Origin of the sequence: Erwinia sp. SLM-02, from assembly GCF_037450285.1 — a bacterium.
Lineage (GTDB): Bacteria > Pseudomonadota > Gammaproteobacteria > Enterobacterales > Enterobacteriaceae > Erwinia.
This window is the reverse complement of record NZ_JAQISN010000001.1, coordinates 974461-987155: the sequence shown is the minus strand read 5'-3', so window position 1 is coordinate 987155 and position 12695 is coordinate 974461. Positions and strand designations below refer to the sequence as shown.

Sequence of the window (12695 nt, the reverse complement as noted above, 5' to 3'; positions counted from 1 at the left end):
ATTACAGGTCATGGTTATGAATCAGCTTGAACAACTAAAGCAGCACACAACGATTGTTGCCGACAGCGGGGATATTGACAGCATCATCGCGTATCAGCCGGAAGATGCCACCACCAATCCGTCGCTTATCTACAAAGCCGCGCAGCTTCCGCAGTATCAGCATCTGATAACGGAGGCCGTTGCGGCGGTGAAGTCCCGTCGGGCGGGTAAACCGGTGCAGGCGGCAGACGTTGCCGACGCGCTGGCCGTCAGCATCGGGTCGCTGATCCTGAAAAGCGTGCCGGGGCGCATTTCCACCGAAGTGGACGCCCGCCTCTCCTTCGACACCGCGGCCAGCATTGCCAAAGCGCGGGAAATTATCGCCCTGTACGAGGAGAAAGGCGTCGGCAAAGAACGGGTGCTGATTAAGCTTGCCGCCACCTGGCAGGGGATCCGCGCCGCAGAAACGCTGGAAAAAGAAGGAATTCAGTGCAACCTGACGCTGCTGTTCTCTTTCGCCCAGGCGCGTGCCTGCGCCGATGCCGGTGTGTTCCTGATATCGCCGTTCGTCGGCCGCATTTACGACTGGTACAGGAAAAACAACCCGGGCATCAGCTACACCGCCGCTAACGATCCGGGCGTGGAGTCGGTACAGAAGATCTATCGCTTCTATAAACAGCACGGCTACCGCACGGTGGTGATGGGTGCCAGCTTCCGCACGCCGGAACAGGTGCTGGCGCTGAACGGCTGCGATCGGCTGACCGTTTCCCCGGCGCTGCTGGCGCAGCTGCAGCAAAGCGAGGGGCCGGTGCCCGCTCCGCTGAGCTTTGAGGGCGAGGTGCTGGCTAAACCTGCCGCCATGACGGAGGCGGAGTTCTACTGGGCGCACCATCAGGATGCGATGGCGGTGGAAAAGCTTGCCGAAGGTATTCGCCTGTTCGCCGTCGACCAGAACAGCCTGGAGTCGCTGCTGGGCCAGTATCTGTAGGCTATGCCGTTTGCCGGCATGAGTGACGAAGGGTTTGCCAGCCGCCCGATTAAGCCGTATTTTGATCGCTGTTCCTTACCCGGCGGGTAACCCTTTTTTAACTGTTGAGGCAAGATGGAATCGTTGTTTGTCTACGGCACGCTGCGCCCGGGCCATTCGAATGCCCATATCATGGAAAACATCGGCGGCGAGTGGCTGGCGGGTCACGTCACCGGCACGTTTTATGAGCGGGGCTGGGGCGCGGCGGCGGATTTCCCCGGGATCGTGCTGCACAGCGACGGTCCGCAGGTAAACGGCTACCTGTTTTTCTCCCATAATCTGCAGGCGCACTGGCCGATGCTGGATGAATTCGAAGACGGCTACGATCGGGTCAAGGTTGAGGTGACGACGGTTGATGGCCTGCAGGTAAGCGCCTGGATTTATCAGCTACAGCCTGAGTCCGGGCTGTAGCTGTAAGCGCGGGTCAGGCAGATTGATACCTTTCCGCCACCTTCGCCTGATTAATATCCGCAATCAGCCCCTGGCGCGCCGCGTCCAGGCCGCTCCAGCTTGAGGCGTTCTGCACCGGCGGGATGGTGACCGTTTCACGGCGGTCGAAGCCCACCAGCGCGGCGTCAACCAGATCCCCGGCTTGCATCATCTGCGGCAGGGAATTGATATCAATACCCGCGCGATCCCAGATTTCGGTGTAGGTGCCGGCCGGCAGCACCGCCTGCACGTAGACGCCCGTCCCCGCCAGTTCAACGTTCAGCCCCTGAGAGAGAAACAGCACGAAGGCCTTGGTTGCGCCGTAAACCGACATGCCGAATTCCGGTGCCAGCCCGACGACGGAGCTGATATTGACGATCGCCCCCTCCCCAGCCTGCACGAAACGCGGCGTGACCGCGTTAGCCAGCCGCGTCAGCGCGGTGACGTTCAGCGCGATAAGGCGCTCAATCGATTCCGCCGTCTGCCCGGCGAATCCGCCCGACTGGGCGATGCCGGCGTTGTTGATCAGGATGCCAATCTGCGCATCGTCACGCAGCCGGGCTTCTACCCTGGCAACGTCATCCGACTGCGTAAGGTCCGCGGGCAGAATATCCACCGCCACGCCGTTTTCCTGCTGTAAACGTTCGGCAAGTGCCGCAAGCTTTGCGGTGTCGCGCGCCACGAGCACCAGGCCGTGGCCGCGCCGGGCGAATCGCTCCGCGTAGACTGCGCCAATACCGGTTGAAGCACCTGTAATCAGAACGGAAGGTTTGGACATCTGCGTATTTCCTGTGTGGATGATTGAACTGAGTTGGTCGATGCAGCATTTGGCCATCGCCGGTCGCCGGTGCTCTTCTCACTGCTCGCACTGCTCTCTGCCTGCCTCGCCGGACTGCCACGCAACACTCCGCCGACGGTGGCCGTGCGATGCGATGCGATGCGATGCGATGCGATGCGATGCGATGCGATGCGCATTTTATGATGACGATCATAATCTAAAACGTCAACATTTTTGATTACGGTCATCATCAATGTATACTGGCGACAGAGTTTTCTTTCAGAGGAGCCTGAACAATGAAAGTGTCGAAAGAGCAGGTGCGCGAGAATCGCCAGCGAATTGTCGAAACGGCCTCGGCGCTGTTTCGTGAACGCGGCTTCGACGGCGTGGGCGTGGCGGAACTGATGTCTGCCGCAGGGTTAACCCACGGTGGGTTCTACAAGCACTTCGCTTCCAAGACGGATCTGATGGCGGAGGCGGTGAGCTGCGGTTTTGTGCAGGCGGCCGACATTTCCGGCGGCACCGGTCGGGAAGAGTTTGTCGAACGCTACCTGTCCCGTCAGCATCGCGATGCGATGGGTTCCGGCTGCGTGATGTCGGCGCTCGGCACCGACACGGCACGCCAGCCCGACTCGGTTAAGGCATTGTTTGCCGAGGGCATTGAAAAACATCTGGCCAGACTGGGGGGCGAAGAAGGGGTAGAAGGCTCCAGACGTGCTGACATAATCGACACCCTCGCGCATCTGGTGGGTGCGATGGTACTGTCCCGCGCGTGCCCGGATGATTCCGCGCTGGCCGATGAAATTCTGGACGTTTGCCGCGCGCGGATCCTGAACGAAGGAAATAGCGAAGCTTAATTTATCCGGTGCTTGCCGGTCAGAGCGCCGCCAGTGAAACCTTCACCACGCTTTCCAGCACGTCCGCCGGAACGCCGTCCCGCGCCTGCACCGACAGGCCGTGCAGCACCAGCGCATAATAGTTACCCAGCAGATCCGGGTCGGCATCGCTGCGCAGCTGCCCGGCCTCTGCCGCCCGGCGGAAGCGGTCAATCACGGATTCAGTGCGCAGGCGACGCTGTTCCGCCATCCACTGCTGCAGCGGCTGGTTTTCATCGCTGAGCGCGCTGGCCGAGGAAACCACCATGCAGCCCGCCGGGGCGCGCGGCCGGGTATACAGCGCCACGGCATCCATCAGCATCCGCCTAATCGCGGTGGCGATATCGCCCTCCTCCAGCGCGCGGGCGGCAAAGCCGCCTTCGTGCTCCGCATAGTGCGCAACCGCTTCGCGGAAAAGCTGCTCCTTCGAACCGAACGCTTTGTAGATACGGGCGGAGGCAATCCCCAGCGCCGCCACCAGATCGGACATCGAGGTGCCCTCAAAGCCGTGGCGCCAGAATAAATCCCGCGCCTGGATCAGGGCGGCTTCACGATCGAATTCTCTGGGTCTTCCGGCCATAGCGGTTCTCTTTTCTGGGATGATGCGTTCACGGTCTGGCAAAAAGAATATCACATTAAATCAGCCACCTTCTGCCCTTGTGACTGAGCACTACGTGCTGCGTTAGCAAAAACGCCTTGTTGCTGGACCGTCACGCCTCTATTGTTTGTCAATCGACAAACAATAGAGGTTCATATGCAAACGATCAAGGGTCCCAGCCTGCACCTGGCGCAGTTCAGTGATGATGTTTTCCCGTTTAACAGCCTTGAGGCCATTGCCGGATGGGCGGCGGAGAACGGGTTCCGCGCCCTGCAGATCCCGGCCTGGGATAAGCGGCTGTTTGACGTCAGTCTGGCGGCGGAAAGCCAGCAGTACTGCGACGATATCACCGCCATGCTGGCGCAGCACGGGCTGGTCATCAGCGAGCTGACCACGCATATCTTCGGCCAGCTGATGGCGGTGCACCCGGCCTACGATGCGCTGTGCGACAGCTTTGCGCCGCCGCACCTGCACGGCGATCCTGAAGCCCGCACCGCGTGGGCCAGACAGCGGCTGCTGGATGCGGTCAGCGCCTCTTCCCGGCTGGGGCTGACCGAGATGGGCACCTTTTCCGGCTCGCTGGCCTGGCCCTACGTGTTCCCCTTCCCCCAGCGCCCGGCCGGGCTGGTGGAAACCGCCTTCGACGAGCTGGCCCGCCGCTGGCTGCCGATCCTCGATGCCTGCGACGAACGGGGCATTAACCTCTGCTATGAAATCCATCCGGGCGAGGATCTGCACGACGGCATCTCGTTTGAGATGTTCTTAGCGCGCACCGGGCATCATCCCCGCTGTAAAATCCTGTTCGATCCCAGCCACTTCGTCCTGCAGCAGCTGAACTACCTCGATTTTCTGGATATCTACCGGGATGACATACGCATGTTCCACGTTAAGGACGCCGAGTTTAATCCTACCGGACGCCAGGGCATGTACGGCGGCTACCAGTCATGGGCCGATCGCGCCGGGCGTTTTCGCTCAACGGGCGACGGTCAGGTCGACTTCAGCGGGATATTCTCCCGCCTGACTCAGAACGGCTATGGCGGATGGGCGACGCTGGAATGGGAATGCTGCCTGAAGAACAAAGACGATGGTGCACGCGAGGGGGCGGCGTTTATCCGCGACCATATTATTCCGGTCACCGATAAGATTTTCGATGACTTCGCGGCGGCCCCGGTCAGCCAGAGTCAGATAAACCGGCTTTTAGGCATCGGCACCGCGGAGGCCGCACATCATGGCTAACCCGACCCTGCACCACCGCTATCTGCGCGTGAACGGGCGCCGTCTGCACTGTGTCATTCAGGGCAGCGGCCCGGCGGTCCTGCTGATCCCCGGCTGGCCGCAGACGTGGTACACGTGGCGGCACGTGATGGCGCACCTGGCCCGCGCGGGCTATACCGCCGTGGCGGTCGATCCGCCGGGCACCGGCGAGTCGGATGCGCCGACCGGCGGCTTTGATACCGGCAATATCGCCGCGCAGCTGGTTGAGGCGATGTCGCAGCTGGGACACGAACGCTTTCCGGTTATCGGCCATGATATTGGTATGTGGGTGGGCTACGCGATGGGCGCGGACTTCCCGCAGCGCGTTCATTCGCTGCTGCTGACCGAAGCGGTGATCCCCGGCCTGGCCCCCGCGCCGGAGATTTTTGTCAGCCCGCAGGAGAATATCTTCCTCTGGCACTTTATGTTCAACCAGCTAAGCGGCCTGCCGGAGGCGCTGATCGCGGGCCGGGAACGGCTGTATCTCAGCTATATGTTCGATAAATGGTCATGGCGGCGGGAACGCGTGGCGGCGGAGGTGTATATCGACGCCTACAGCGTACCGGGTAAGCTGGAGGCCGGGTTTAACTACTATCGCGCCATCCCGGAGACCATCCGCCAGAACCAGCAGCGGGCCGCCGCACCGCTGGCTATGCCGGTGCTGGCTATCGGGGCCGAGCACGCCACGCGGGATGCCCCGGCGGAGACGATGAAAAAAGTCGCCCCCGACCTGCGCAGCGCGATGGTCAGCGACTGCGGGCATTTTATTACCGAGGAGTGCCCGGAGGAATTCTGCACGCTGATCGCGGCGTTTTTACAGGAGAAAGGCTATGCCGCTCGATAGCGCAACGCAATGCTGGCTGGCCGCCGCGCCCGATTTCAGCGCCGCCGTGCCGCTGGCGGTGATGCGGTCAGCTACCGACGCAGGATTGATTGCCGGTCAGCAGCCTGTTACCGGAGAAACTCGCCCCTGGGAGGCGTTAAGCATTGATGCGCAGGATGGCTGGCCGCTCGCGGTAAGAATGTATTTTCCGGCAGGGGCAGAAGACGGCCTGATGCGCCCGGCGGTGGTGTATGCCCACGGCGGCGGCTGGTGCCTGGGCGGTCTGGATGCCTGGGATATTCCCTGCCAGCAGCTGGCCGACGCCACCGGCAGCGTGGTGTTCTCCGTCGGCTATCGCCTGGCCCCGGAGCACCCGTTCCCGGTGCCGCTAAGCGATTTCTATGCCGCGCTTTGTGCGATCGCCGATCGGGCCGACGCGCTGGGTATCGACCCACAGCGCATCGCGGTTGGCGGCGACAGCGCGGGCGGTAACCTGGCGGCGGCGGCCTGTCTGCTGGCGAGAGATCGGCAGGGGCCGCTGATTGCCCGCCAGCTGCTGCTGTACCCGGCGCTGGATGCCGCGATGCGGTTCGACTCCTGGCAGCAGTACGGCGAGGGCTTTGGCCTGACGCGGGCGGTGATGGAATACTGCTGGGATCGCTATCTGCCCGACGCCCGGGAGAGGCGGAACGCGCTGGCCAGCCCGTCTGCGGCGGCATCGCTGCACGGCCTGCCGGATACGCTGCTGCTGACCTGCGAATGCGACCCGCTGCGGGATGAGGCGGAAGAGTACGCCCGCAGGCTGGCGCTGGAGGGGGTCAACGTGCGGCTGGCACGGCTGGCGGGGACGATCCATGGCGCGATGCATATGACCGCCGTCACTCCCGCCGCGCGGCAGGTGTTTGAACACTGTTCACGGCTGTGGGATGAACCAGCGGCCTGATGCCGCCCGCTCATCTTGTTGAAGATTTCCGTGCCTGACCTTCTGTCCAGGCGCGGTTTTCCACGTGGTTAATGGTGAATAATCTGCTCGAGAAAATCTCTCGCCCGCCCGGAAGCCGGCGCGGTAAAGAAGGTATCGGTCGGCGAATCTTCGATGATTTCTCCGGCGTCCATAAAGATCATCCGGTCGGCGATTTTCCGCGCGAAGCCCAGCTCGTGGGTCACGCAGCACATGGTCATGCCCTGTTCCGCCAGTTCCACCATCACCGCCAGCACTTCGGCCACCATTTCCGGATCCAGCGCCGAGGTTGGTTCATCAAACAGCATCACCTTCGGCTCCATCGCCAGCGCGCGGGCAATCGCCACGCGCTGCTGCTGGCCGCCGGAAAGCTGTGCCGGGTATTTGTGGCCGTGCGGCTTCATGCCGACGCGTTCCAGCAGCGCGTGGGCTTTTTTCTGCGCCTGCTCGCGGCTGTGTTTCAGGATACGCATCTGCGGCACGATTAAATTGTCCATCACCGTCATATGCGGGAACAGTTCGAACGACTGGAAGACCATGCCAACCTGCTGACGCAGCGCGGGCAGGCTGGTTTTTTTATCGCTCAGCACCATGCCGTCGATATTAATCTCCCCTTTCTGGAACGGCTCCAGCGCATTCATGCACTTGATCAGCGTGGATTTACCGGAGCCGGAAGGACCGCAGATCACCACCACTTCGCCTTTTTGAATATCCAGGGTGCAGTTTTTTAGTACCGGCAGCTCGCCGTAGTATTTGGTCAGATTTTTAATGGCGATCATGCGGTTTTCTCCTGCAAAAGGGCAACCAGGCTGTTGGCAACCACCAGGGTGGCGCGGCGTAAGTCATCAAGGTGGATGCGTTCGTCGGCGCGATGGCCGTTCGCTTCCAGGAAACTGCGCGGCCCGGCACCGTACATGATGGTGGGGATGCCGGCGTCGCTGTAAAGCCGGGCGTCGGTGTACAGCGGCAGGCCGACCAGCGGGATCGGCTCATGGAATACGGCTTCGGCCTGCTGGCTGAAGATCGCCGCCAGCGCCAGGCTCTGCGGCGAAGGGGTAAACGGACGCGCCAGCAGGATGCGGCGCGCGTTAAAGGTCACGCCGGGCACCTGCTGCTGCACGTCGGCGACCAGCGCCAGTAGTTCCTGCTCGACGGCCTCCGGGTTTTCTTCCGGGATGATGCGGCGATCCAGGCGCAGCACGAAATTATCCGACACGACGTTGGTGTTAATGCCGCCGTTCACCAGGCCAATCACCAGCGTTGGCGAGTCGATGCCGTCGATCGCCGAGTGGGTTTCGGCCAGCGCATCGCGATAGCGGTACAGGGCGGTCATCAACCGGTTCCCGGCCTCAATCGCATCGCAGCCGGTCGAGGGAAACGCGGCGTGGGCCGACTGGCCTTTAAGCTCGATTTCCAGATGCAGGCAGCCGTTGTGCGCGGTGACCACGAAGTAGCTCAGGGCGGCGCAGACCACGTAGTCCGGTTTGCTGTGGCCGTTGGCCAGCAGCCAGCCGGGACCGGTCGATCCGCCCGTCTCTTCATCCCAGGTGAAGTGCAGTTCAACGGTCCCGTGTAGCGCTGCACCGCTGTGGATCAGCGCCAGCAGCGCCGAGGTGTAGGTGGTGATATCGGATTTCGATACCGCCGCCCCGCGCCCGTACAGCCAGCCGTCCTCAATTTCCGCCCCGTAGGGATCTTTGCTCCAGCCGCCGCCCGGCGGCACCACGTCGCCGTGGGCGTTCAGCGCCACGGTCGGGCCGGGGCCGAAGCGGTGGCGCACAATCAGGTTGGTGGCGCTGCGCATCCCGCCTGCGGCGACCACGTCATCGGGCACGGTAAGAATTTCCACCTCCAGCCCGAGTTCGTGCAGGCACCGGGCGGTCATCAACGCATGCGGGGTGCAGTCGCCCGGCGGGTTGTCCGACGGCATCTGGACCAGTTTTTTCAGCATGGCAACCTGCTGGTCGAAATGGCGGTCAATCCAGCCGGCGAGTGTGTGTTGTCTGTTGCTCACGTAAAGAAGTCCTTGTTATCAGTGGAATCGGGAAATCGCATAGGGCGCAAGATCGAGCTCGCTGCGGCCCTGCAAAATCAGCTGTGACAGGCTCCAGGCAACGACCGGAGCCAGCGTGTAACCGTTGGAGGTGACCGCGTGGTAAAAGCCCGCTTTCCCGGGGACTTCACCAACGATCGGCGCACCGTCAATATTGATGTTCATCCCCGCCCAGCTGCGCACCATATGCAGGCTGTTGAGGGCGGGCAGCACCTTACCGGCGACCCACAGGTTGCCTTCGATGCTGGCGCGCAGTGACTGGTTCATGCGCATGTCGGGGTTGAATCCGGCGCTCCAGCCGCCGCCGATCAGGATGCTGCCGTGGGCGGTCTGCTTCAGGCTCAGGTGGCGGCCCGCGTGGGCGATCAGGTGGTCAATGCGCGGAGCGGAGCGTTCGGTGACGATCATTTGCAGCGGCGCGCCTTTTACCGGTAGCGGAACGTCGACCATTTCCGCGACTTTAGCCGCCCAGGCCCCGGCGGCGTTGATCACCCGCCCGGCTTCAATCACCCCGCGGCTGGTCTGTACCCGGTAGCCGCCGTGCGGCAGCGGTTCGATAGCCTGCACGTCGGTTCCGCGCTGGAAGCGGGCGCCGGCAGCGGTTGCCAGCCTGTTGACCACGTAGGTGGCTCGCAGCGGGTTGATTTTGCCTTCCATCGGGCAGAATTCCGCGCCGAGCAGCTCCGGTGACAGATGCGGGGAAAGGCGGCCGAGCTGGGCGGCGTCCAGCAGCTCGGTTTCAATACCGTAGCGGCGCTCCAGGGCGATTTTCTGCTCCAGGAAGCGCAGTTCCTGTTCCGTTTCGGCCACCATCAGCCCGCCGGTGATTTTGATCTCCAGCGATTCGCCGCTGGCCTGCTCCAGCGCCTGCCACAGCCTGACCGACACCGGCCCCAGCGGCAGCGTCTGCGCCGCCGGGCCGCCGCCCTCCTGCGCCCTGCTGCCAAAATCAAAGGACAGCAGCTGGACGTGCAGGCTGCCCGCATTAGCACCGGATGCCTGCAGGTTGATGTCGTCACGTTCGACCACCAGTACGTCCGCACCGCCCGCCGCGAGGTAATAGCCGAGGCAGTTGCCCATCACGCCGCCGCCAATCACCAGGATGTCGGTTTTTTGCATCGGCAGCACGGCCTGCTCTACCGGCCGGGCAAGGTTAGGGGTGATGGCGGGTTTGTGCCCGCCCCATTCCGGCTTTTCAAAGGCCAGGGCGGCAATCGGGACAGGGCGAACGGGGAAACGGGGTGCGTAAAATCCGCTGACGGTGTTCCGGCGGCCGGTCATCTCTTCCACCAGCTGCGCCACCATTCCGGAACAGGTGCGCCCCTGGCACAGGCCCATGCCGCTGCGCAGATTGCGTTTCAGCGCGGCGGGCGTGTCGATTCCCTGGCTGATGGCGCGGCGCAGGCTGCCAAGGGTGATATTTTCACAGCGGCAGATCACCGTTTCGTCTTCCAGAGATGCCAGGCTGACGGCAGGCGCCTGATAAACGTTCCACAGCGCGCGCTGAAAATCTTCGGCCTGCGTCAGGCGGGATGTGAGGGCGGGAATATCCTGATGAGCCGGCGTTTTGCCCAGCGCGGCAGCGGCGGCGATGCCGGCAAGCCGACCCCGCGCCTGCGCCACCTGTGCGCCGCCCAGTTTTGCGCCGTCGCCCACTACGTAAACTCCGCCGACGCTGGTGGCACCGTTCGGATCGGTTTTTATCGTCGGGGTACTGAAGGGGGTGGAAGAGAGCTGCTGTTCACAGCCCAGCATGCGGGCAAGGTCGGTGGAGGGGATAAAGCCGTGACCCAGGCAGAGCACATCGCAGTCGATTTCCCGGCGGGAACCGGCAATCCGCTGCCCGTTGCGGTCCACGCGCATCACGCTGATCCGCTCCAGGCGCTCCTGCCCGTGCGCGGCCACCACCTCGTAGCCCCAGCGCAGCGGCACGCGATGTTTTTTTAATACGCCTAGGTAGTGCCGCCCCTTCCACAGCAGTTCAGGGGCCGCCCGCAGCATGGTCAGCATCTGGCGAAAATGCGTCAGCCCGGGTTTCGGCGCGCGTTCCAGCACCTCCACCACCGAACCCTGGCTTTCCAGCAGGTCGGCGGCAAACTGCAGGTTCAGCGGGCCGTTGCCGCTGACCACCACCCGGCTGCCCGGCATCACGCGATAGGCTTTCGCCAGGGTTTGCCCGGCGCCGGTGGTCATCACCCCCGGCAGCGTCCAGCCGGGAAACGGCACGGGGCGTTCGTAAGCACCGGTGGCAATAATCAGCTGCCTGGGACGAAACAGCCGCGTCTGGCCGTTGACGATAACGGCGATTTCGTGCGCGGAGAAGGCCGCCCAGACGGTGGCCTGCTGAACCACGGTAACGCCCGCCGCGACGGCGTCAGTCAGCAGCTTTTCGCCCTCCCGCCACTGCGGCGGCATTTTGCCGTGCAGAATATGCGAGGGTGCCAGCGGCTTAAAGAACTGGCCGCCGCTCTGCGGTCGTTCATCAATGACGATAACCGCTGCCCCCGCCTGTGCCGCCACCAGCGCGGCGGAAAGCCCGGCAGGCCCGGCGCCCAGCACCAGCAGATCGCAGACGGTTTCCGCGGGTTCAGTGGTCGCGGGTGCCGACGCCAGCGGCTGCGGTGCGCGATCGTCCGAACGACGGCTGTGAATCTGCATCCCCTGCTCGACCAGCGTCATGCAGCTGCGCTGCGATCCTTTGCCGTCCACCTCCACTACGCATTCATAGCAGGATCCCATCCCGCACCACAGTCCGCGCTTTTCACCCTGCGAATTTTCGCGCAGCGCCACAATATTCGTGCGGGCCAGGGCGGCCGCAATCGTCTCTGAAGCCAGAGCCTGTACGGCCTGGCCATCAAACCAGATGGTCCGGGTTTCCGCACTCTGGCTGATATCTTGAGATTTTAGTTCCACAGATCTTGTGCTCCGACATCGTATACGTATACAGTACGTATACGGTATACAAACGGTGTTCATCAAGAACTTTCTCAAGGAACTCAGCATGTCTACGTTTCGCGGCACTTACACGGTATTGATTACCCCCTTTACCCCTGATGGTTCAGCAATAGATGTGCCAGCTTTGAAAAAACTGGTTAACTGGCAAATTGAACAGGGAATTCATGGACTTATTCCACTCGGCAGCACCGGCGAGTTTTTATCGATGAGCCGTGAGGAGCGTCAGCTGGTCACCGAAACGGTGATTTGCACCGCAAACGGGCGCGTGCCGGTGCTGATGGGGACCGGTGCCGAGTGGACCCCGGAGTGCGTTGAGCTGAGCAAAGAAGCGGAAGATATGGGTGCCGACGGGGTAATGATCATTCCGCCGTTCTACAGCTGCCCGAATGAAGACGAACTGTTTGCCCACTACCGCGCGGTGGGCGAAGCGATCTCCATCCCGATCATGATCTACAACAATCCGGCCACCGCCAACGTTGACCTGCTGCCGAAAACCGTCGCCCGCCTGTCGCAGATCGACACCGTCAGCTACATCAAGGAATCCACGCTGGAAGTGACCCGCGTTCGCGACATTATCGAACTGTGCGGCGATCGGATGAACGTGTTTGCCGGGATCCTCGGCTACGAATCCTTCTGGCTGGGCGCCTGCGGCTGGGTGGCGGTGGCCTCTAACCTGCTGCCGTCGCAGTGCGCGCAGATGTTTGAAGCCGCGGCGGATCGCCTGGATCGCGACGCGGCCCTCGCCCTGTATCGCCAGATCCTGCCGGTGGTGCGCGCCGTGGGTGGACCGCACTACGTGGCCGCCAGCAAGGCCGGTCTGTCGATGATGGGGCTGGATGTCGGCATCCCGCGCGCGCCGCGCCTGCCGCTGGCCGACGACCTGCATCATGTTTTACGTCATGAATTAGAAAAACTTAACGTGCTGAACAGCTTCCAGCATTAATCACTGGCCTGAATTGACAC

At 62.6% G+C, this 12695-nt stretch carries 12 protein-coding genes; 7 read left to right on the top strand and 5 right to left on the bottom strand.

Translation table 11 applies throughout. The features are described from left to right. Nucleotides 1-16 precede the first annotated feature (16 nt). A complete protein-coding gene (tal, locus tag PGH32_RS04695; protein WP_337893319.1) occupies nt 17-967 on the top strand; it encodes a transaldolase in 951 nt (316 codons plus the stop codon). A 114-nt stretch (nt 968-1081) separates the two neighbouring features. Further along, nucleotides 1082-1417, top strand: coding sequence for a gamma-glutamylcyclotransferase family protein (locus PGH32_RS04690; protein WP_314425493.1), 336 nt, complete (start codon nt 1082-1084; stop codon nt 1415-1417). Nucleotides 1418-1430: 13 nt separating this feature from the next. On the opposite strand, the gene PGH32_RS04685 is transcribed toward PGH32_RS04690, so the two are convergent. Further along, nucleotides 1431-2213: an SDR family NAD(P)-dependent oxidoreductase gene (locus PGH32_RS04685; RefSeq protein ID WP_337893318.1), complete on the bottom strand. Its 783-nt coding sequence runs from the start codon at nt 2211-2213 to the stop codon at nt 1431-1433. A gap of 296 nt (nt 2214-2509) precedes the next feature. Between PGH32_RS04685 and PGH32_RS04680 the strand changes: the two genes are divergently transcribed. Then, a complete protein-coding gene (locus PGH32_RS04680) occupies nt 2510-3070 on the top strand; it encodes a TetR/AcrR family transcriptional regulator (RefSeq protein WP_314425497.1) in 561 nt (186 codons plus the stop codon). 19 nt (nt 3071-3089) lie between these two features. On the opposite strand, the gene PGH32_RS04675 is transcribed toward PGH32_RS04680, so the two are convergent. Continuing rightward, complete coding sequence (locus tag PGH32_RS04675) at nt 3090-3668, bottom strand: TetR/AcrR family transcriptional regulator (RefSeq protein ID WP_337893317.1); 579 nt, start codon at nt 3666-3668, stop codon at nt 3090-3092. Between the two features lie 174 nt (nt 3669-3842). On the opposite strand from PGH32_RS04675, the gene PGH32_RS04670 reads away from it, so the two are divergent. From PGH32_RS04670 to PGH32_RS04660, 3 genes are read left to right on the top strand one after another with little or no spacing between them, the layout of a single operon-like run. Continuing rightward, nucleotides 3843-4922 (top strand): sugar phosphate isomerase/epimerase family protein, encoded by a 1080-nt coding sequence (locus tag PGH32_RS04670; protein ID WP_314425502.1) that lies wholly within the window; start codon nt 3843-3845, stop codon nt 4920-4922. Beyond that, on the top strand, nt 4915-5784 hold the full coding sequence (locus PGH32_RS04665) for an alpha/beta fold hydrolase (protein ID WP_337893316.1): 870 nt from the start codon (nt 4915-4917) through the stop codon (nt 5782-5784). The genes PGH32_RS04670 and PGH32_RS04665 overlap by 8 nt, the downstream gene beginning before the upstream one ends. Continuing rightward, the gene (locus PGH32_RS04660; RefSeq protein ID WP_337893315.1) at nt 5771-6706 is read left to right on the top strand and encodes an alpha/beta hydrolase; all 936 of its coding nucleotides are present in this window, start codon (nt 5771-5773) and stop codon (nt 6704-6706) included. The genes PGH32_RS04665 and PGH32_RS04660 overlap by 14 nt, the downstream gene beginning before the upstream one ends. 68 nt (nt 6707-6774) lie before the next feature. Here the strand turns inward: PGH32_RS04660 and PGH32_RS04655 are convergent, their stop codons facing one another. The 3 genes from PGH32_RS04655 to PGH32_RS04645 are packed head-to-tail and all read right to left on the bottom strand — an operon-like array spanning nt 6775 to nt 11690. Further along, the gene (locus tag PGH32_RS04655) at nt 6775-7503 is read right to left on the bottom strand and encodes an amino acid ABC transporter ATP-binding protein (protein ID WP_337893314.1); all 729 of its coding nucleotides are present in this window, start codon (nt 7501-7503) and stop codon (nt 6775-6777) included. Continuing rightward, nucleotides 7500-8738 (bottom strand): M20/M25/M40 family metallo-hydrolase, encoded by a 1239-nt coding sequence (locus PGH32_RS04650; RefSeq protein WP_337893313.1) that lies wholly within the window; start codon nt 8736-8738, stop codon nt 7500-7502. The genes PGH32_RS04655 and PGH32_RS04650 overlap by 4 nt, the downstream gene beginning before the upstream one ends. An 18-nt stretch (nt 8739-8756) precedes the next feature. Continuing rightward, entirely contained in the window at nt 8757-11690 is a 2934-nt protein-coding gene (locus PGH32_RS04645) for an FAD-dependent oxidoreductase (RefSeq protein WP_337893312.1), read from the bottom strand. 88 nt (nt 11691-11778) lie between these two features. Between PGH32_RS04645 and PGH32_RS04640 the strand changes: the two genes are divergently transcribed. Continuing rightward, complete coding sequence (locus PGH32_RS04640; RefSeq protein ID WP_314425515.1) at nt 11779-12675, top strand: dihydrodipicolinate synthase family protein; 897 nt, start codon at nt 11779-11781, stop codon at nt 12673-12675. Nucleotides 12676-12695: the final 20 nt, after the last annotated feature.